The 21,583-nt window shown below is 37.6% G+C and carries 12 protein-coding genes; 5 read left to right on the top strand and 7 right to left on the bottom strand.

Annotation, left to right across the window (positions count from 1 at the left end):
• The first annotated feature begins 175 nt into the window (after positions 1 to 175).
• Entirely contained in the window at positions 176 to 916 is a 741-nt protein-coding gene (locus B5D82_RS13280) for a FadR/GntR family transcriptional regulator (protein WP_081152169.1), read from the top strand.
• 192 nt (positions 917 to 1,108) lie between these two features.
• Here B5D82_RS13280 and B5D82_RS13275 read toward each other — a convergent pair whose 3' ends face one another.
• The 6 genes from B5D82_RS13275 to B5D82_RS13250 form a co-directional block, all read right to left on the bottom strand.
• Positions 1,109 to 1,993, bottom strand: coding sequence for an NAD(P)-dependent oxidoreductase (locus B5D82_RS13275; RefSeq protein WP_081152167.1), 885 nt, complete (start codon positions 1,991 to 1,993; stop codon positions 1,109 to 1,111).
• A gap of 822 nt (positions 1,994 to 2,815) precedes the next feature.
• On the bottom strand, positions 2,816 to 3,850 hold the full coding sequence (recA, locus tag B5D82_RS13270) for a recombinase RecA (protein WP_081152166.1): 1,035 nt from the start codon (positions 3,848 to 3,850) through the stop codon (positions 2,816 to 2,818).
• Positions 3,851 to 4,380: 530 nt separating this feature from the next.
• A complete protein-coding gene (gene uxuA / locus B5D82_RS13265) occupies positions 4,381 to 5,577 on the bottom strand; it encodes a mannonate dehydratase (RefSeq protein ID WP_081152164.1) in 1,197 nt (398 codons plus the stop codon).
• Between the two features lie 723 nt (positions 5,578 to 6,300).
• Positions 6,301 to 7,377, bottom strand: coding sequence for a class I mannose-6-phosphate isomerase (locus B5D82_RS13260; RefSeq protein ID WP_081152163.1), 1,077 nt, complete (start codon positions 7,375 to 7,377; stop codon positions 6,301 to 6,303).
• 114 nt (positions 7,378 to 7,491) lie between these two features.
• Positions 7,492 to 8,733, bottom strand: a complete 1,242-nt coding sequence (locus B5D82_RS13255) for an Nramp family divalent metal transporter (protein WP_081152161.1) — start codon at positions 8,731 to 8,733, stop codon at positions 7,492 to 7,494.
• Position 8,734: 1 nt separating this feature from the next.
• Positions 8,735 to 9,067: a hypothetical protein gene (locus B5D82_RS13250; protein WP_157673899.1), complete on the bottom strand. Its 333-nt coding sequence runs from the start codon at positions 9,065 to 9,067 to the stop codon at positions 8,735 to 8,737.
• A gap of 536 nt (positions 9,068 to 9,603) precedes the next feature.
• On the opposite strand from B5D82_RS13250, the gene B5D82_RS13245 reads away from it, so the two are divergent.
• Positions 9,604 to 12,633 carry a TonB-dependent receptor gene (locus tag B5D82_RS13245; RefSeq protein WP_081152158.1) on the top strand — a complete coding sequence of 1,010 codons (3,030 nt, stop codon included), beginning with the start codon at positions 9,604 to 9,606 and terminating at the stop codon, positions 12,631 to 12,633.
• Between the two features lie 478 nt (positions 12,634 to 13,111).
• On the opposite strand, the gene B5D82_RS13240 is transcribed toward B5D82_RS13245, so the two are convergent.
• On the bottom strand, positions 13,112 to 13,879 hold the full coding sequence (locus B5D82_RS13240; RefSeq protein ID WP_081152156.1) for a FadR/GntR family transcriptional regulator: 768 nt from the start codon (positions 13,877 to 13,879) through the stop codon (positions 13,112 to 13,114).
• A 609-nt stretch (positions 13,880 to 14,488) separates the two neighbouring features.
• Here B5D82_RS13240 and B5D82_RS13235 point away from each other — a divergent pair.
• From B5D82_RS13235 to mutS, 3 genes are all read left to right on the top strand, one after another.
• Complete coding sequence (locus B5D82_RS13235) at positions 14,489 to 15,994, top strand: mannitol dehydrogenase family protein (RefSeq protein WP_081152155.1); 1,506 nt, start codon at positions 14,489 to 14,491, stop codon at positions 15,992 to 15,994.
• Positions 15,995 to 16,170: 176 nt separating this feature from the next.
• On the top strand, positions 16,171 to 18,342 hold the full coding sequence (locus B5D82_RS13230) for a heparinase II/III domain-containing protein (protein WP_245807627.1): 2,172 nt from the start codon (positions 16,171 to 16,173) through the stop codon (positions 18,340 to 18,342).
• Between the two features lie 608 nt (positions 18,343 to 18,950).
• Positions 18,951 to 21,512 carry a DNA mismatch repair protein MutS gene (gene mutS, locus B5D82_RS13225; protein WP_081152152.1) on the top strand — a complete coding sequence of 854 codons (2,562 nt, stop codon included), beginning with the start codon at positions 18,951 to 18,953 and terminating at the stop codon, positions 21,510 to 21,512.
• Positions 21,513 to 21,583 lie beyond the last annotated feature (71 nt).

Raw genomic sequence — 21,583 nt, 5'->3', positions numbered from 1 at the left:
TAATATAATTTGAATTTATTGTAAAACAGGTAAAGTTAAATTCTATTTACCTCTAGACCAAAATAATATATAACTGGAGAGAACCAACGCTTATTAGTTTTGCCATAAGCCAGAGAAAACGATATCATTAGTGATAGATGTCATTACTTTATTAAAGTTAGCTAAGGAAAATAATATGGGCAGCAACCGTAGGCTGTTTTGGGGTATTGTAGATAAAATAGAAGCTTTAATAGATTCTGGAATTTACTCCCCTGGTAGTCGCTTACCACCAGAAAGAGAATTAGCAGAAACCTTTAAAGTCAGTAGACCTACAATTCGTGAGGCTATAATCGCTTTAGAAGTTCGAGAAAAAATTGAAGTAAAAACAGGCTCAGGCGTATATGTCTTAAAGCCGGTTAACCAATTAATAGGCTCTAACAAGCAAGTTAATGCTTTTGAAGTTACACAAGCTCGAGCATTAATTGAAGGTGAAGTTGCTGCTATTGCGGCTACAACAATTACCGAAGACGAACTAGCCCGGTTACACCAAACTTTAGTTGATATGGAGAAAGGCGAATTTATTGCTGAGGCAGATAAAGAGTTCCATCAAATTATTGCCAATGCTACACGCAACAGCGCGATGATTCTATCCGCCCAGAATCTTTGGAAGCTGCGCTCTTCTACCCCTGAAATCATCAAAGATTATGACAGTGTGTGTAGTAAAGATAATTCTAAAACTCTAGCTGAGCATACCGCAATATATCAAGCTTTAAAATCTGGTGACTCTACCCAGGCAAGACTTGCTATGCATGGACACTTTAACCGCTTAATAAATGCCTTGTTTGATGCTGTAGAGTTAAGAGCTTTAGAAGAAATTAGACAAAAGAATAGCGAAACTCGTGGGCTATATTCAATCCCTAACCCTGTCGACATTTAATTCATTTCAAGTTATTGTATTATAAATATAAAAGGCCTCTTCATAGAGGCCTTTTATATTAAATCAAACTAGTAATCTTGCGTATCTACTAATCCCTAACTAACCCTATTACATTGCAACTGTTTTACAGTCGTTAATTGTAATAATACCAAAGAGCCTAATTAAGCTCTTTGGTATAAAGGTACTGTCGAATTACTTCTCTAATGCAGTATTGAAGTAGTCGAAAATTACAGGCACATCGTTTTGACCAAGACCAGCATCAACAGCAGCTTGTAGATTAGCAGAAGTACCTTGAGCAATTAAAGACTCGCCGCCTAAATCTGAAACCATTTGGTTGAAATAACCAAGATCTTTGTTTGCGTTCGCAACAGAGAAACCTAGCTTTTCTTCACCGTCTACAGCATAGAACTTAGTGAACTGCATGAAAGGAGAATTAGAAGGTCCTGCAGACATAATGTCAAACAATTGCTGACCATCTACACCAGCCGCTTTAGCTACAGCAAAAGCTTGTGACATGGCCGTAACGGTAGTCATTCCAATAAAATTATTGATCAATTTAGTTGTGTGACCTGCACCAAGAGCGCCAAGATAAAATACGTTTTCACCTTGCTGTTCTAGCACTGGTTTAACTTTATTAAACGTTTCTTCATCACCAGCAGCCATAATGTTAAGTAAACCATCTTTAGCGTGAGCAGGTGTACGACCTAAAGGAGCATCAATCATACCAGCACCTTTTTTCGCAAGATCAGCACCAATTTTACGAGTAGAATCAGGAATTGAAGTACCGAAGTCAATTAATGTTTTGCCTTCACTCATACCCGCTAAGATGCCATCTTCAGCATAAACAACTAACTCAACTACTTTTGAAGTAGTTAAGGCAAGCATCACGATATCGCTTTTTTCAGCCAATTCTTTACCTGAAGTAACTTCAGTAGCGTTACCACGAGCTATAACTTTTGCAACAGCATCTTTATTAAGATCCATTACATTCACTTGAAAACCACGAGTTTGTAAATTCTCAACCATGTTACCGCCCATGAGACCAAGGCCGATGAAACCTATAATAGGTTTTGTCATATCTAACTCCTAAAAATATTAGTGTTTGTTTATCTGAGTGCCAACATTGACCACCTCATTAGGCGCCATGCTATTTTTTTTTGAGTAAATAAGGCTAAATCAATTACGCCTCAGATTAATTTCGGGTATACAAACCTATCGACTAATCTTAAATTTAACTCATTAATAATTTAGGTATAAACACCTAATGCTAAAATTGCATCTATACAAACTTATTGTTTAGAAACACTCAAAACAATAAGGAATAATTAGATACTAACCAAAACGCAAATAACTGTCAACCAATCAATACCTATTGGTAATAACCAATACATTAACCTACAATAACAATTGGTCGTACGCACTTTGAGTTCACTTCAACACCAGGGGGATATCACTTTACTTACTGCCTATTTCTACCAGTAAAAAAACTACTAAGCACTTGTTATAGTAGATATAAAAATATAAAACAATCGAACATACCTAAGTATTTACTCGTCAAATTTACCTTACATTATATTTTTTAAATCATTCAATTAAGTCGCTATTGGTAATACCGAATTAAATTTATAACCATTAATTAAATAGCCTATTTTATTTCTAAGAATAACAACAAAAAAATCATTTATTTTAATAACTTATTGTTCTAATTATGAAATAAATACCCCATCTGTTGATTATTTCAACCAGCAAATGTTCAGGTAATCAGGTAATGAGTGAAATTGGTAAAATGACGACACAGCAATAATTATTGGTTTTGAATGAGAGTGATGACAGTATGTTAATTAGCGAAAAAAAAAGCCACTTGGCAGTGGCTTTGTCATTAAACTTTACTTAGAGCTATTATTTAGCTACAGCTTCAACTTTTGCTTCAGCTTCAGCGGGTTTTGTTTTTGGTAACAATAATTCACGTAAGCGCGTATCAATTTCTTTCGCTACTTTAGGGTTTTCTTTAAGGTATTTAGCTGCGTTAGCTTTACCTTGGCCAATTTTATCACCTTTATAGCTATACCAAGCGCCGGCTTTTTCTACCATTTCATTTTTAACACCAAGGTCAACTAACTCACCTAAACTGTTAATACCTTCACCATACAAAATTTGAAATTCAACTTGTTTAAATGGTGGTGCAATTTTGTTTTTAACCACTTTAACACGGGTTTCGTTACCAACTATTTCATCACCATTTTTAACAGCACCGATACGACGAATATCTAAACGTACTGACGCGTAGAACTTTAAAGCATTACCACCTGTTGTGGTTTCAGGACTACCAAACATCACACCAATCTTCATACGAATTTGGTTGATAAAAATAATCATGGTATTTGACTGTTTCAAGTTACCTGTAAGCTTACGCATAGCTTGTGAAAGCATACGTGCTTGTAAGCCCATGTGTGAATCACCCATGTCGCCTTCAATTTCAGCCTTTGGTGTTAATGCAGCAACCGAGTCAACAACGATGATGTCAATAGCACCTGAGCGCGTCAACATGTCACAAATTTCAAGCGCTTGCTCACCAGTATCTGGTTGAGAAACTAATAACTCGTTAATATTAACACCTAGTTTTTCAGCATAGATTGGGTCTAGTGCATGCTCAGCATCAACAAAGGCACAAATTTTACCGTTACGCTGCGCTTCGGCAATAACTTCAAGGGTTAGTGTTGTTTTACCACTTGATTCTGGACCGTATATTTCAACCACACGGCCAAGCGGTAAACCACCTGCACCTAGTGCGATATCTAAACCTAATGAACCCGTTGAAATTGTTTCAACGTCCATGCTGCGATTATCACCCAACTTCATAATTGAACCTTTACCAAATTGACGTTCGATTTGGCTTAAGGCAGCTGATAATGCTTTTTCTTTGTTATCGTTCATTTGTTGCTCCAGAATGATTTAGGTGCTTAATTCGTTTAATTGAGCAAAGTATACTGTATAGTCGTACAGTATCAAGTTTTTTATTGATTTTTTTATTTTCTATTATAAATTTAATCTGCCTGTACTTTTATTTTATTGATATGAAACAACTTTATCATCATTTGTAACTTTAAATTATTTTAGACTAAAAAGTTACTCATATGAAAACCATCCACTAATCTCTTATATAATTAGCGCATTAATATTATTGACTACTTAGCCTATTTATAAAATAACGTTATTTAAGAAGGTAGTTTGATATCGAAATATGGATGTTGGCAGATAAGTGTATTGTGGTTGCAATCGTTATTAGCTAACAACTGTTTGAACGTAAATAGTTCAAGGTTTATTATAAATGAGGTAACCGTACTTTAGAATGTTTATGACCTTATATCTAGGGTAAAAAAAATCAAGGCATAGTCAGACTATGCCTTGATTTGATTTAATTTGTTAAAGCAGTTTATAAAAAGTGAAAGCTACAAAATCAGTATTTAATGCACACTACTGAGGGCTTTAATAACACCTCTAATTTCGGCTAAGCCTTTGAGACGACCAATACAAGAATATCCTGGATTCCCTGGCTTGTTTATATCGTCTAAAATTTGGTGACCATGATCAGGCCTGATAAATATTGGGTTATTATTTTGATTGCTAACCCGTGTTTTTTCTTCACTTAATAAAGCAGAAATGATTCCAACCATATCTACATCGCTTGATAAGTGTTCAGCTTCATAAAACGAGCGTTGTTCGTTTTTATCTCTACTGACACCACGCAAATGGGCAAAATGAATTCGCGAACCATAGTGTTTAGCCATAACAGGTAAATTATTATCAGGACGACTGCCGTAGGTACCTGCACATAACGTAATGCCGTTAGCTGGGCTTGGCAGTGCTGTAAATAGAAGCTCTAAATCTTCTGATGTACAAATAATGCGAGGTAAGCCCAACATATCCCTTGGTGGATCGTCAGGGTGTATTGCTAATTTAACGCCGAGTTGCTCAGCTTTAGGTAACACTTGTGATAAAAAAGAGAACAAATTTTTTCTTAAAATATCCTTAGAAATATCTTTATAATTTGCCAACATACGACGAAAATCCTCAATGTTATAGGCATCTGTCATTTTGCCCGGTAAACCCGCGATAATGTTATTGGTTAATAGGGTTTTTTCGTCATTAGACATCGCCGAGAATATTTCTTTTGCTTGCTGTATTTCTTCATCAGAATAGTCAGCTTCAGCATTTTCACGCTGTAATATATACAAATCAAAAGCTGCAAATTTTTGTTGATCAAACCTAAGTGCATAACCACCATTGGGTAATTGAAATTTTAAATCAGTGCGTGTCCAATCTATGACCGGCATAAAGTTATAACAAATGGTTTTAATGCCACATTTTGCTAAATTTTCCATTGATGCGATCCAAGCATCAACATAGCGCTGGCTATTATCACGTCCTAACTTTATGTCTTCATGCACAGGGATACTTTCGACAACAGACCAAACCAAGGTAGATTGAAGATTATTATCTTTTTCAATTAATGCTTTATAGGCTTGAATTTGATCTGTCGGCCAAACTTCGCCGGTCGGTATTGTGTGCAGTGCGCTAACAATATCAGTAGCCCCTGTTTGTCTAACATCGGCAATTGACACGGGGTCATTAGGGCCAAACCATCTCCAAGCTTCACGCATTGTATAATCTCCACATCGTTATTAATTCTGTTGTTACATTTGTCAAACACACTTTATTTACACTTAAATTACACTTAAAAATAAAACCAATAGGTACATAGTGACGATTCAAATGAATTAAAATGGTCGAGTTACTTCGCTTTATAGCCTGTCCTGAACAGGTAATGCCAAACTGAGATGCCTCACGATAACCTCAAGGATTAATCAAAGGTCAATAACACTAACTTAATGCAAGTGTAGCCACGTATTTATCAAGCAAAATTTGTATATTTTAGATAAACAGCACCAATAGGCCTTACCAATTTCCATTGCACAAGCCTTTAAAGTTGATATAAATACTAATAACACATAGTACAGATGAAATATTGGTAAGTCCAAATAAAAATACTTTTTGCCCAATCAGCAATGTAGGAAAACTCAAGCAACAACATAACACCCTTAATTACAATAATTTAAGTGAATTACAAGTTAATTTCGCAGCAGTTGAGTCATGAAAAAACAACAGCAAGAGGTAAGGCCAATTATATAAAAGCTGTAAGTTGACTGTTTATACTATTTAATCTGGGGGGTGCTGAGCGTTTAAGGCTTGTGTAAATATTAGTTAGATTAGTGTTTCTGATGGGAGGTTTTAATCAGGTTTTAGCGAATCATTAACGAACAAACTGTGCAGAGTCGGTTCGTTAATGATTACTTTATTGAGGCATAGTAGTGAGCATAATGCGCTTAACTATTGCCTGGATAACATTCTAGAATAGACATACCCAATTCTGTTTGGTACTCAAACTCACTAACACCTGCAGGACAGAAGAATCTATCCCAACGCTTGAGATTGGTAACTTCGTCTCCGATACGAAATGTACCTGAGCCTTCAGCTACGATGCCATAAAAAAAGGCGCTCTCTTTACGCTTAAAACTGTTATTAACTGATGCTCTTTTCACGGTAAAACACGCAGTATCTTTTGATCCGATAAGCTCTTCAAGACCGTTATTATCTTCATCTAAAGACAAAACTTTGGGGATACAACGAAATTCTTCATCTACTTTTTCAATCGGAACTGGATCGAAATTAAAGACATCTAATGCGGTTTCAATATCCCTTCCCATAAATCTTGCCTGTTCAGGTATCACATATCCACAACGCTCAAATTCAAACCTTACCGCCAGATCCGAAGGCTCCATTATTTCAAGCATCAGTATGCCTTCACCTAAAGCGTGAGGACGGCCTCCAGGGAGTAAGAATACGTCACCAGGCTTAACGGGAATACGATCAAAACAGCTTTCTATCGAAGCAATATCTTGCGTTTCGATCCATGTTTTAAGTTCTTCCCGACTAGGAGAACGTTGAAAACCAGCATAAATATAAGGGTCAGCTACATCTTCACGCGTTTCAAGGATCACATAAGCTTCAGTTTTCCCGCGAGGCATCCCTAAACGCTCTTGAGCAAACTCTCGAGTTGGATGAGCCTGAAAATGTAAACGAGTAGAGCTATCTAAATATTTAACTAGCGGAATATCATCCAAAGAACGAGGAGTGTCACCACTTTTCCCTAAAAAATATTCTTGATTTTTTTGTAATAAATCGCGAAATGGCACTGATTGCCCTGCTTCGTCTTTTACCATAGCTAAACCTTCCGAGATATGTTCTCGGCCAACATTGCGCGCTTCAACTGTTGAGCCAATCCAGTCTTCGGGGAAACTTGTATCTTGGGGGTTTTCTTTCCCTTCAATCGTATCGAGCAATTTGCCCCCTTGATAGGTTCGCCAGACACGGTTTGAAGTAAATTTAAATATTTTATTCATAATTATAATTCCATTAAAAATTTCCACAAAGCACTTAATCTTTAACTTTATAAACAAGTGCTGAGGGCTATTACTGAAGTAGTATTGACTGATATAGATTCGACAAACTTCACATTAAAGCGCTTGTAGCGTAGAAATAATGCCATTGTAGCTCATGTAACTCATGACCAAAGCAAAGACAAAAATCATCGATAATATAGCGTTGGTGACAGTTGAGAATTTATACGTCCCCATGAGTGCTTTTTTATTGCCAATATAAAATATGCAACCGACAGTCGCAGGTAACAACAAAGCGCCAAAAGCCTGTGAACTCACCATTACGGCAATAGGCTTAACGCTAAAAATTGGTACTATCAGCCCTAATGAAGATATAACCAAAGCGATAATGCGGTAACTCGGTCGCTTTAAGTTAGGCTTTCGTTGGTGAAAATCGTCCAGTAACCAAGGTAATAATGCGACATTGGGAAATTGAGAAGATACACCCGCAGCTATTAATCCGATAGTGAAAATTGCTACAGCAGCGGCGCCCGCTAAAGGCTCAAGTAAATAGATCATTTGAGTAACGTTCGTTAAGGTAATGCCCTGCACATAAAGCGACCCAGCCGCAGCTGCCATTATTGAAGTACTGACAATAAACATTAAAAAAGCCGAAAACAACGCATCTCTATTTTGAGTCTTTAAATCGGCCATTGTCCAACCGGCCTCTTTTACGAGGATGGTTCGCAATATAAATAAACCAGAAAAAACCGTGGTACCAACCATAGATGCAATAACCAAGAAGGAGTTTTTACCCGCGCCAGTATTGGGAACATTGGGCACCATGCCTTTTAAAATTTCGATAGCTGGTGGCATCAGTATGATAAAGTTAATTAAAAAGCATACTGACATAATCGCGACAAAAATGGCCAACACCTTTTCAAAGACTTCTGTTTTACCAATCAGAAAAATAATATAGACAAAAGCGATGAAAAATAGCGCAAAATAAATTGCGGATATGCCACCATCAATAAAGTTTTTCGACCATTCATAACAAACGTCAGCTAAAATTCCCATCACACCAATAACACTGCCGCAAATCTGTGTGGTTAACGCCACGATAAAAAATATCGCTACTGCCGGATGAATATGCTTTCTAAAAGATTGCAGGGCTGTCATGCCTGTTACTAATGTAAATTTACCAAATAAGTGAATTAAAAAATAAGTAATGGCACAAGATATAAAGATGGTCCATAACAACGACATGCCATAATCTGCGCCGGCTTTTGCCATGGCTGTGACACTGCCAGTACCGACGGTAAAACCAAACAAAAATATGCCGGGTAGTAGAGACTTAAAAAACGTTTTAATGTTATTCATATTAGGTTTCACCAGAAGTTATATTATTCAAAATTGATATATTCATTAGCGCAATAGGCGGTATAAAGCGTATCTGATATGAAGGTACTTTCATGATAAAGCCACTAGCTAAAACTTTACCTAAGTGTTCAAGGTCATACGCCTGCGTAGTAAATTCACCACTTGAAGATAATTCAAATTTCACTTCGTCGATATAATGTTTGTTGGCTAACGTTTTGTCGTTTACTTTAGTATTAGTAAGAACGTCTTCATCATCATATTTGCCATCAACACCGGTAAGGACAGCACTACATGATGCTGACGCGACCAAGATCAAGCCGAATGTAGTATTCACAATCCTCTCAATGAATTTGCTATATATCATCATTTTTATCCGTATTATATGATTTAGTCACTCAAGACTATTGATATATATCCACTTGGTCAACCAATTTGCACAAATGGTTAAGCTAAAAGCTATTCATTTACTTTTTTTAGACCATTAAAGTCTATCAAAATATAAAAAAGTTATTTTATTGGAATAAACAATAGACTCAAATAAACACTAACCTAACTAGCCACTCACACAAAAATAAAATTAACACCTTTAAATTCATACAGATAACACAACCAAATAAAAATAGATAACCAAGTGGTAAGTAAAGAATGTGTAATCGGTAAGTCCAAAATCCATTTTTACCACTTAGATTGTATAACCAAGCGATTGACCTTTGCTGTTTTTATTGTAACTATCTATGGTAATTCTTTTTGAGTACTTGGTAATTTACTTTTAGGGAGTTTGCAATTCTAGAGGACGACTTTATTAACTAAAGATGTGGCTTTTGAGATGTTTGCAAAATTAATTTCAAAAAAACTACACAGGGGAAATCTATGAGACAACAATTATCTAAAATAACCTTAGCGGTGCTTTCAGCTACCTCGCTGACTTTTGCGGCGTCGGTAAGTGCACAAGAAGCAGAAACCGAAGCACAAGCAAAAAAGTCAGTTGAAGTGATTCAGGTAACTGGCATGCGAAGCTCACTTACCAGCGCGCTAGCAGAAAAACGTGATACGGCTAATTTGGTCGAAATTATCATGGCTACTGATATTGGTAAACTACCTGATCAAAACCTTGCAGAGGTTCTTGAGAATGTTACGGGTATTCAAATTACAAGAACAGCAGGTATTGGTACCGGCGTACAAATCCGTGGTAGTAACTCTAACCGCGTCGAGATTAACGGTGCGTCTACTGTAGGCTCAGGGGCTGGTCGTAGTGGGATGAATTTTGAAGATCTTTCAGCTGCTATTATCGCTGGCGTTGAAATAACAAAATCACCAGAAGCTAAAACGACTGAAGGCTCTGTAGGTGGTACGGTAAATTTACGTACTATTCGTCCTCTAGAGTTAACTGAAACTTTAGGCTCTCTTCGTGTACAAGGTGAAGATAGTAGTTTAACGACTGACGGTGTTCAGCCAAGAGTATCAGGCGCATACGGTGATAATTGGGAACTAGATTCTGGTAAGTTTGGTTTTGTTATAAGTGGTAGCTACGCTAAACAAGAAGCCACTTCATTCCGCCCTCGTGTTGACCGCGACGGAAGCCTTGTTGAAAATAGAAATGCTGCTGTTACACGATACAACAGTGACGGTGACGCTGTTGTAGAAGATCAGGCAACTAAAAGACCTGCGGCTCAAGACTACGACTTTCTTGGCATTCAATTCCTGAATCAGGAATTAGAAAACTTTGAATATGAAACGACAAACCTTGCGACTACGTTTGAATTTGCTCCTAACGACAACATGAAGTTTTTCTTCGATGCGATTATTACCGACCAAGAGCGTCGTCAAGAAAGTACTCGAGTACAAGGTTCCGGTGTCGCTAGCGTACTTAACTATACCGTGCCAAATGAGTTTGAAACAATAAACTTTGGTTCACTTGATGGTGTAAATCTTGGTAGTATTCAAGCCGCTAGCAGAGGCACAATTCAGCCAATAAACTCGGTTGATGACGACGATCCAAATTTACGTTTTAATAGTGATACCGGTGCACGTGTTACCGATACGCAAGTATTTAGATTAGGTGGCGAGTGGCAAGGCGATAACTTATTTGTAAGTGCAGAACTTTCAAGTGCAAGCTCTGACACTGTTACACCATCTTTAAACACACAATTAAACTTTATCAATCCTAACCCGCTTACGCCACTTGATGGCTCTAGTAATGATAACAGTGTGCCATTCATTTATGACTTAACGGGTGGCTCGTTGGCATTTGGTATCGATTTTGCCTCGCCATTCGCACCCACCGTCGAAAATTTACTCGATCCTAACAATGTGGTATTAGATCAGGTTGATATTAGTAGAAGTACAACAGACAACTCCGAAGATGCATTCCGTATAGATTCTACATATTTTATAGACGATAATATCGTAACTTCTGTCGACTTTGGTTACCGCTATAACATAACCAAACACGAATCTGTTTCAATATCTGATCGTATTGGTGGCTTCAGTAAAATGGTTGATAGTCCAAACGGTTCTTTATTCGCAGATCTACTTGTCGCCGGCCCTAGTCACTTCGGTGATGCAGATGGTCGAGAATTGGCCCTTCGTAACTTCTTAATTGTAAATCCAGATCTTGCGTTCAATGATCCAGACGGTGTAATAGAAACATTAGAAGCTGCACTTGTGGCTCATGGTGGTAACCAAGATTTTGCTGACCTTACACCTTCAGATACAGCTGCCTTCAGTATTGAAGAAAAAACGCATGCTATATATGCTCAAGCAAATTTTGAGTATGAAATGATACGCGGTAACATCGGTGTACGCCATATATCAACAGATATTGAATCGATGGGTAATACGGTAGTCAATGGAAATGTGTCGCCAACAACAAACACAGGTGATTATAGCTATACCTTACCTCGCTTGAATTTAGTGGCAGATGTACATGATGATGTTGTTCTACGTTTAGGTTGGGGTAAAGACATTCTTCGTCCGAACTTTGGCGACTTAAATACTTCAGTTTCATTTGGTACTAACGAAAATTCATCAATAGAAATTGGTAATGCAGCCCTTGAGCCTGAAGAAGTAACCTCATTTGACCTTTCAGCTGAATGGTATTTTGCAGAAGCGGCAGTAGTCAGTATCGGCTACTTCAGTAAAGAACGTTCTAACTTATTTGTTAACAAGTTAGAAAGTGCAATCATTCAAGCAAATGGCTGGAGAGAACCAGGCCCTACATGTGCTGGTGGCGGTATTTATAACCCTGCTGTTCAGCCAAATGCGATTGGCGATCCTAACACTACGGGTTTGTGTGTTGATGTTGAAACTAAACTTAATGATTCAGCTAAAACAACGCAAAAAGGTATTGAAATGGCTGTTCAATATGACCTTTCAAGCTTCGAGGATGATTTAGGCTGGGCATCAGGATTTGGTATTGTTGCTAACTATACTATTCAAGAATATAGCGGTGGTTCAGCTTTTTACACCTCAGCAACTCGTGGAACAGATATCTTTAATGCAATAAACGGCATTTATGATAGTGCACAGTTTGTAGACGTAACATCAGACCGAGGTCTACTAGACTTCTCTGAAGACGCTTACAACATTGCGGTTTACTACGAGAAATTTGGTCTTTCTGCTAGATTACGTTACACATGGCGTGATGCGTTTCGCACAGAAGATACTGCTGCGGGTGCAAGCTTAAACTCTACGTTAGGTTTCCCTGTTGTTACACATGCCAGAGGACAACTTAATGCCAGTGTAAGTTATGACGTGAATGAAAACTTAAACCTTGGTGTAGAAGCTGTTAACTTAACTGAGTCAGATATTACACAATCTTGTGTAAATGAAGGCGCTATGCTTTGTGCTCAAGGTATAACAGACCGTCGTATTACTTTTGGCGTTAGCTACAGATTTTAAGAAGTAAAGTAAGTGGCGCTGCATTTTTTGATGTACGCGCCAAGTTTGAGATATAAATAGCTTATAAACGATTAGATTTATGAGCGTTTAAAGTACAAACACCTATTAAGTCATTAACCAGTCACTGTACTCGTTAATGACTTTTTTATTACATAAAATCCATACATAGAATTATGCTTTATACGGTTTAATTGTGTCAGGCTGCATTGGAATAGGATAAGTGTTGATATAATACCAAGTTGATTAATTAACGGCTCATTTTTAATGGTTAAAATTAATAATGACGGTGTTATAAAATTTATATTTAGAATAACTACTGACTAAATTTTATGCCTTGTCATTATCCATTTTCCCTCATGAAAAAGTAGAACTCTTCATTAATCAAATTGGTATAACACTGTTTTATGAAATGTATAAAGAAAGAATACTTGCCTTTGATCTTTGTAAACCACCAAGAACGTAAATTGGATTACTGTACTTAAGTAAGCGCTCGGGTTTTGCTGAACCTTTCTCGGCTTTTAATAACTTGTTTACGAGCAGCCTCAACGGCTTCGACTTCAGTCGCTTGTAATATGCCATCAATTACTCGCATTAAATGCTCTCGCATCAAGGCACGAGCAGCTTGGGCATCATGTGCCTTGAGCGCTTCATATATTGCTCGATGTTCTTCAACAGATGGCTTAACACCACTGTCTCGCACTGTCTGATACATACGTCTTGTCAGCGCTGAACTGTCTCGCTCGTCCCAAAGCTCCTCAATAACTGAGCTAATAGCACTGTTATTGGTCGCGTTTGCAATAATCATATGAAATCTTTTATCAGCCGCTTCATGTGTATCGGTATCATTATTGTTTTCACATGCCATCTCATTTAAGGTTTCAGCAAGTTGAGCTAATTCTTCATCACTTATCATGGTAGCAGCTAACGCAGCAGCTTCACCTTCAAATAAGGCTCTAGCTTCGGTTAACTCAAAGGGTCCAACATCTTTATCAGAAAAGCGGCTTTTCCCTATATTATGCTCAATAATATAAACACCGGATCCCATCCGCACTTCAACAAAACCTTCTAATTCAAGCGCTATAACGGCTTCACGAATCGTTGGACGACTAACATTAAACATCGCAGCTAAATCACGCTCAGCGGGTAAACGCATGCCCACCGTATATTGCTCAGACTCGATAAGAGCGATTAATTTCTCAGCCACTTGTTGATAAAGGCGTGGTGTTTTTGCTGTTGATGACTTCATAAAATTTTATTCACTTGGGATTAACATGATCTAGCTGACCAATATAAAAAGTTAAATGACCAGTTTCTAGAGCGATAAGCAATAATACAGAATATATATATACTTTTATATATGTCATTGAATATTACTTTGTTATCAAACTAAGCTTATTACTAAGTTAAATAGATGTTGAATAGTGTGCATTACATCGGTGAAAGAATACTTTGCTAAGGCCTATTTTATAAGGTGAACAGAGAAAACTTGGACATTAATTAATTTATATTCCGGAATAATGCCTGAAACCCGCTAACATCAACTTTACCTTATCAAACTCAATATTGGTAAGTCCAAATGAAACAGCACCAAAATACAACATAAGACACTGTAAATAAAAGTAAAAAATAACAATAAAAAAGCGTGTAAACTTTAACAACCAAATAAACAAAAAATAAACTGGTAAGGCCGATTACTTTTCGTTTACTATAAATGAAATTGATATTTATAATTATGTATCTAACCAAATTATATAATTGATGACTTAAATGCATAAAATTTTTTATTAATGTAGTTTTCCCGAGGGTAATCCTCTTCACTACACAATGTTCAAAGTAAATCAATGAAGAGAGCAATATGGACTTAGCGCTAAACCAACGACATTTATCTCAAATAACCACTCAAATAACCACTCAAATAGCCGATATTCAAGCAATTTCAACACCAAAATACGATAGAGAAAATACAGACATTGGTATTGTTCACCTTGGTCCCGGTGCTTTTCATCGTGCACATCAGGCAGTTTATACTGAAAACGCCATGAATTTATCTGGCGGTAACTGGGGTATTTGTGGTGTTTCTCTGCGCAGTGCCACGGCACGAGATGTTTTAGCAGAGCAAGATAACCTTTATACCTTAGCCATTTTAGATAAAAACATAAGTTATCAAATTATTGGCGCAATAAAAGAAATATTGGTGGCCAGCGAGCAAAGCGATGAAGTTATTACCCGTATGTCTTTAGCCAGTACCAAGCTTGTTACCTTAACCATTACTGAAAAAGGTTATTGTTTAGCGGCCGACGGCTCATTAGATTTAAGCCACGAAGATATTAAGCATGACTTAGAAAATCCAACAGCACCGATTAGTGCTATCGGCTTTATTGTTGAGTCACTAAAACAAAGAAAGCTAAATGGTGTTAAGGCCTTTAATGTACTTAGTTGTGATAACGTTTCTGGCAATGGTGACAAACTGCGCCGTGCTGTTTTAGATTACGCCAAACAATTTGATGCAAGCCTTAGAGCATGGATAGATACTCATGTTGCCTTTCCAAACGCCATGGTTGATAGCATTACACCAAAAACTGAAAGCTACACCATTGAGTCGGTATCTAAAGCCATTGGTTTACAAGACAACTGGCCGATACAAAGAGAAGAATTTACCCAATGGGTTATCGATAGTAACTGGCAAGGCGATCGCCCTGATTGGGAAAATGTAGGTGTTATATTCACTAATGATGTCGAAGGTTTTGAGAAGGCAAAGTTAAGATTACTGAATTGCCTGCATTCAACTTTAGCCTACGCAGGATCACTCGCTGGCTTTGAAACAGTATTTGACGTTACCAGTGACAAAGGCTTTTACCAATTTATTACTAAACTCGCTACTGAAGAAATTATTGGTTCTTTTACAGCCCCCAAAGAACTCGATGTAACAGCTTATAGCCATGACATTATTCAGCGTTTTTTAAATCCTAATATTCGTCATTTACTAGCGCAAATAGCCTTCGACGGCTCGCAAAAAATACAAATGAGGGTTTTACCTACAATTGAAGATAACTTAACGCTAGGCCGTTCTACAAAGTTACTTTCTTTGTCATTAGCCTGTTGGTTTGAGTTTATTTGCCAAGCATTAAAGTCAGGTAAAGAAATTGTTGACCCAATGGCGAATGACTTTGCCAACATGCCGGCATTGCTCAGTAATGACGTAAGGGAAGTGATTGAAGCCTTTTTAAGTATTGAATCAATTTTCGGTCAAACATTTAAAAATAATAAGCAACTCAAAGCCCAATTAGTTGACAGTTTAACCACGTTACGTATTGGCGATATAAAAAATATTAGCAAGATTGTAGATCAATTATCGGCTTAAAAGTCACTTTTTAGGGTGTTTTTAATCGTACTTTTATTACTGCTTTTAATTGATAAATAATTTAAATTTAATTTGAATAACGGGTAATTATGAAATTTTTAAATCAAGGATCATTCACTCTCTCATTTTCACAAAAAAAATGGCTAGCGGCTATCGCTGTCGTATTTTTTTCGATCATGGGTAGCACTCAAGCCGCGATAGCAAAAACCAGCCCTAATCTAGTGGTAACCGTTGCTGATGTTAAAAATATGCGTGCTGCCATAAAAGAGGACGGGCAATTTAAACGCACGTTTATTGCTAGTAAAGCATCGGTTGATGAACAAATTAAACGAGCCATAATCGTACCAATGCCGCAAGATGGTGGGGGTGGTTATACCCATGAACGCCATAAGAAAAATTATAAGTTAATGTACGATGCTGGCATTATTTATCAACTAACCCAAGATGAAAAATATGCTAACTATGTTCGCGATATGTTACTTATTTATGCCGATCTTTATCCAACATTACCGCTTCACCCAAAAAGAAAAATGGGTAAACAAAGTCCAGGTAAATTATTTTGGCAAAGCTTAAATGAAGCCATGTGGTTGGTTTATACCAGCCAAGCTTACGATTTGGTTATCCCCTCATTAAGTACTAAAGAAAAAACTAAAATTGAAACAGGACTGTTCCGCCCTATGGCTAATTTTTTATCCGTAGAGTCACCTCAAACCTTTAACAAAGTACATAATCACGGTACATGGGCAACGGCTGCAGTTGGCATGACAGGTTATGTTTTAGGTGAACAGGAATGGGTTGAACAAGCGCTTTATGATCTAGATAAATCAGGTAAAGGCGGGTTTTTAAGACAATTAGATGAATTGTTTTCTCCACAAGGTTATTACAACGAAGGACCGTATTATCAGCGCTATGCATTAATGCCCTTCGTTACTTTTGCAAAAGTAATTCAAGCCAATCAACCTGAGCGTAAGATTTTTGAATATCGCGACGGTATTCTGTTAAAAGCCATTGATACCACAATACAACTGAGCTACAACAAGCTGTTTTTCCCCATTAATGACGCGATTAAAAGTAAAGGTATAGATACTATTGAATTGGTCAATGGTGTCGCTATCGCCTATGGCTTAACAAAAGATGCTGGCTTACTTGATATTGCCAAACAACAAAATGAAATTATATTAACTGGCGATGGCTTAAAAGTTGCTCAAGCATTGGATAGACAGCTTGAACAGCCTTATCAATTTAAATCTGTTGCTTTTGGTGACGGTAACGACGGCAAGCAAGGTGCATTGGTGGTCATGCGTCAAAACGTCAATGGCGAACAAGCCGTTTTATTTAAGCCTACCGGACAAGGCTTAGGTCATGGTCATTTCGATAAGCTTACGTGGCAGTTTTACGATAAAGGCGCTGAAATAGTGTCTGACTATGGTGCGGCAAGATTTTTAAATGTCGAAGCTAAATTTGGTGGTCGCTACTTACCTGAAAACCAAACTTGGGCTAAGCAGACCATTGCTCATAATACGGTGGTTGTAGACGAAAAATCACATTTTAATGCCAATGTAAAAATGGGTAATGCAAATCATCCAGAGTTATTGTTTTTTGATAAAAATGAGCAAGTCACCATCAGCTCAGCAAAAATTGACAGTGCTTACGAAGGGGTATTGTTAAAGCGCACCATGGCATTAATTAAACTACCGCTACAAAATAAGCCAGGCCAAGAGCAGTCGTTAGTAATAGATGTATTTAATATAGAGTCGAATAAAGCGCATCAGTACGATCTACCGGTTCATTATAAAGGTCACTTAATTAGCACTGACTTTACATTAGATACACAGCTAACAAGCTTATCGGCATTAGGAAAAGAAAATGGATATCAACATTTATGGTTGAAAGCCCAAGCACAGCCTAAAGCAGGTTTATCACAAATTACATGGTTAAACGATAACGGTAGGTTTTACACCAGCTCAGCTGTTATGGATGGTGATTCATCATTAATTTTCACTCAGATTGGTGCCAACGACCCGCTATTTAACTTACGTAATGAAAATGCCTTTATTCATCGTAAAGCCAAGGCTAAAAATCATACTTTTGTTAGTGTGCTAGAGCCCCATGGTGAATATAATCCATCAAAAGAATTTACCATTTCTGCGGTCAGTTCAATTGAAAATTTAAGCCATCAAAAGGTTAATAATATTGATGTTGTTGAAATTAATTTTGTAGGTAACCAGCGCTATTTATTAGCTTTTAACTCAGCGAATAACATTGAAAAAGAGCAATCAAACAGCTTCTCTGTCAATGGTATAAATTATAAATTTGAAGGCCGTTTTAAACTGTTTAGCATTAAGTAATAGTTCAACATTCAAAGCGTTGAGCCTATTTTTCTAGTAAAGAAGCTGTAATTTAAAATGTGGGCAGCGGATATAGAAGAACTCGTATTTTGGCTATATCTCAGGATATTTAAGACTGGCTTGTACCCAGTTTTAAATATCGAGTTTATACCAACTCGTTACAGCCTTTTACTTCATAGAAGAACACTTACCGAAGTGCTTTATCAACGAGTGCTTTAAACTTCGGTTGTCAACGAATGCTGTAAAAGACAAAGCACATCAAAATAATACTCTCCCCCTCTGCAATCGTCGGATTAATTTTGCAATAAAAAGCCTTTTTTAGGTTTTTAACCGCGAGCGCTGATCATGATTTTCTGTTAGTATCATTTTTAATAATTGGATTACTTTCTCTAACCTGCAAGGTAGGCTAAAAAGTGTCATAGCACAGATTTTATATAAGTAAAAAATGAAGCCAATTCTAGCAGTATGACGCAATAGATTGATCTGTATAAACTACTTTCGCATTGATGAATACACATGAATACAGAAAAGTTTAATAAGTAGAACAAATACATAAAAACCTTAAAGACAAATTCCTAGTAAACAACTCAACCGATAAAAATAAAGCCATGAATGAATCAGAACTTGCTAAACACACCCCTATGATGCGTCAGTACCTGACGATTAAAGCGGAATTTCCTAATATTTTAATTTTTTATCGTATGGGAGATTTTTATGAACTGTTTTTTGATGATGCAAAAAAAGCCTCTGATTTACTCGATATTTCATTAACCGCACGTGGTAAAACGGGTGGAAATGCTATTCCCATGGCCGGTGTGCCTTATCATGCGGTAGATGGTTATTTAGCTAAGTTAGTTAAATTAGGTGAGTCTGTCGCTATTTGCGAACAAATCGGCGATCCGGCCACGAGCAAAGGTCCGGTAGAGCGTAAAGTTGTACGTGTAGTTACACCCGGTACTGTTAGTGATGAAGCTCTACTAAGCGATCGACAAGATAATTTAATTGTTGCTGTTCATCAAACATCTCAAGGCTTTGGTTTAGCTTATTTAGATATGACCAGTGGCCGCTTTGTTTTAGTAGAACCTAGAACGGAAGAGCAAGTTCAAGCAGAACTACAACGATTATCTCCGGCTGAATTATTATATCCAGAATCACTAGCGGCCAATAATATCATAGCCGGCCGTAAAGGTTTGCGACGACGTCCCGATTGGGAGTTTGATTTAGAAACCAGTAAAACTTTACTTAATAAACAATTTGGCACTCAGTCGTTGTCAGGTTTCGGCGTTGAAGACAAACCTTTAGGTATCGCAGCAGCAGGTTGTTTATTTCAATATGTTAAAGATAGCCAACGTACCGCAATGCCGCACATTAGGGCCATTATTGGTGAAAGCGCTTCGAGTGCAGTAATTCTCGATGCGGCCACTCGTCGTAATTTAGAATTAACGCAAAACCTTCAAGGTGGAAATGAAAACACGCTAGCGGCAATTCTTGATAAAGCGGCTACCCCGATGGGTTCTAGATTACTTAAACGTTGGTTACACTTTCCACTGCGCGATCTTACGGTCTTAAATAACCGTCAAAACGCGATTGAAGAAATACTACAGCAAGATTTATCTTTTGAACTTAACGCTAACTTAAAGCCATTTGGTGACATTGAGCGTATTGTGGCGCGTATTGCTTTGCGCTCTGCCCGTCCTCGCGATTTTGCCCGGTTACGTAATGCCTTAATGCACTTACCTGATTTACAAGCCCTTACCGCTAGCTGTTCACAAACGCATTTAGCCGCCTTGATTCAACAATGTCAGCCAATACCGGTAACACAAGCACTATTAGAAAGTGCAATTGTTGAAAACCCACCGGTGTTAATTCGTGACGGTGGCGTAATCGCCCCAGGTTATAATGACGAATTAGATGTACTGAGAGATTTAAGTGATGGTGCAACGGAGTTTTTAGCACAACTTGAAGCGCGCGAAAAAGAACGTACCGGCATTCAATCACTCAAAGTGGGTTACAATAGAGTGCATGGTTTCTATATCGAAATGAGTCGAAGCTCAGCCATTGATTTACCGGACGATTATATTCGCCGACAAACTTTAAAAAATAACGAACGCTTTATTACTAACGAGTTAAAGCAACATGAAGAGAAAGTGCTCTCAGCACAAAGTAAATTTCTTGCCCTTGAAAAGCGCTTGTATGAAGCGTTATTTGACCAAATATTACCTGAGTTAGAGAAACTACAATTACTCGCACAGTCGTTATCTGAAATAGATGTGTTAACGACCTTTGCTGAACGTGCTGAAACGTTAAATTACGTTAAACCCGTATTACAAGAAGACAGCGGTATTAATATAGCAGCCGGTCGACATGCTGTTGTTGAACAAATGACAACTGAACCTTTTATTGCCAATCCAGTTGTACTGAACGACGCTCGAGAAATGTTGATTATTACCGGTCCTAATATGGGCGGTAAGTCGACTTATATGCGTCAAACAGCGTTAATCGTATTACTGGCACACATTGGTTGTTATGTGCCAGCAAGTTCGGCAAAAATAGGCATGGTAGATAGAATATTCACGCGTATCGGTGCTTCTGATGATTTAGCCAGTGGTCGTTCTACCTTTATGGTAGAAATGACCGAAACCGCCAATATTTTGCATAATGCTACCCATAAAAGTTTAGTACTATTAGATGAAATTGGTCGCGGTACGAGCACCTATGACGGTTTATCACTGGCTTGGGCCTGTGCTGAAATGCTTGCGATAAAAACTAAAGCTTTTACCCTTTTTGCTAGCCATTATTTTGAATTAACCTTACTGGCTGAACAAATAGATACCTTAGCGAATGTCCACCTAGACGCAGTCGAGCATGGTGACAGCATTGTCTTTATGCACACAGTACAAGAAGGCGCTGCGAGTAAAAGTTTTGGTTTACAAGTAGCGCAACTTGCCGGTGTACCTAGAAGTGTTATTCAACGAGCAAAACAACGCTTAGCTGAGCTTGAAAACATGCAAGCGCCTTCGATTATGACTAATGAGCCCCAAGCTTTTGAGCAGTTATCCTTGATGGATAATAATCACCCTATTATCGAGGAATTAAGCTCAATAGATGTGAACGACTTAAGCCCTAAAATGGCCTTAAATTTACTGTATAAATTAAAAGAGTTAATTTAAGCAAGTTTATCGATTAAAATAGCCGTTCTCTGCAGCGAGTATATTTAATACCCGCTGCAAATATTTTTTGG

The organism is Cognaticolwellia beringensis, assembly GCF_002076895.1.
Lineage (GTDB): Bacteria > Pseudomonadota > Gammaproteobacteria > Enterobacterales > Alteromonadaceae > Cognaticolwellia > Cognaticolwellia beringensis.
Note: the sequence above shows the minus strand (reverse complement) of the source record. Positions and strands in the feature narration are given on the sequence as shown.

Coding starts and splice junctions, on each gene's coding strand:
- B5D82_RS13240 (WP_081152156.1), bottom strand. CDS start 13,879: ATGAAGTCATCAACAGCAAAAACACCACGCCTTTATCAACAAGTGGCT.
- B5D82_RS13260 (WP_081152163.1), bottom strand. CDS start 7,377: ATGAATAAAATATTTAAATTTACTTCAAACCGTGTCTGGCGAACCTAT.
- B5D82_RS13235 (WP_081152155.1), top strand. CDS start 14,489: ATGGACTTAGCGCTAAACCAACGACATTTATCTCAAATAACCACTCAA.
- B5D82_RS13230 (WP_245807627.1), top strand. CDS start 16,171: ATGGGTAGCACTCAAGCCGCGATAGCAAAAACCAGCCCTAATCTAGTG.
- recA (WP_081152166.1), bottom strand. CDS start 3,850: ATGAACGATAACAAAGAAAAAGCATTATCAGCTGCCTTAAGCCAAATC.
- B5D82_RS13245 (WP_081152158.1), top strand. CDS start 9,604: ATGAGACAACAATTATCTAAAATAACCTTAGCGGTGCTTTCAGCTACC.
- B5D82_RS13255 (WP_081152161.1), bottom strand. CDS start 8,733: ATGAATAACATTAAAACGTTTTTTAAGTCTCTACTACCCGGCATATTT.
- uxuA (WP_081152164.1), bottom strand. CDS start 5,577: ATGCGTGAAGCTTGGAGATGGTTTGGCCCTAATGACCCCGTGTCAATT.
- B5D82_RS13280 (WP_081152169.1), top strand. CDS start 176: ATGGGCAGCAACCGTAGGCTGTTTTGGGGTATTGTAGATAAAATAGAA.
- mutS (WP_081152152.1), top strand. CDS start 18,951: ATGAATGAATCAGAACTTGCTAAACACACCCCTATGATGCGTCAGTAC.
- B5D82_RS13275 (WP_081152167.1), bottom strand. CDS start 1,993: ATGACAAAACCTATTATAGGTTTCATCGGCCTTGGTCTCATGGGCGGT.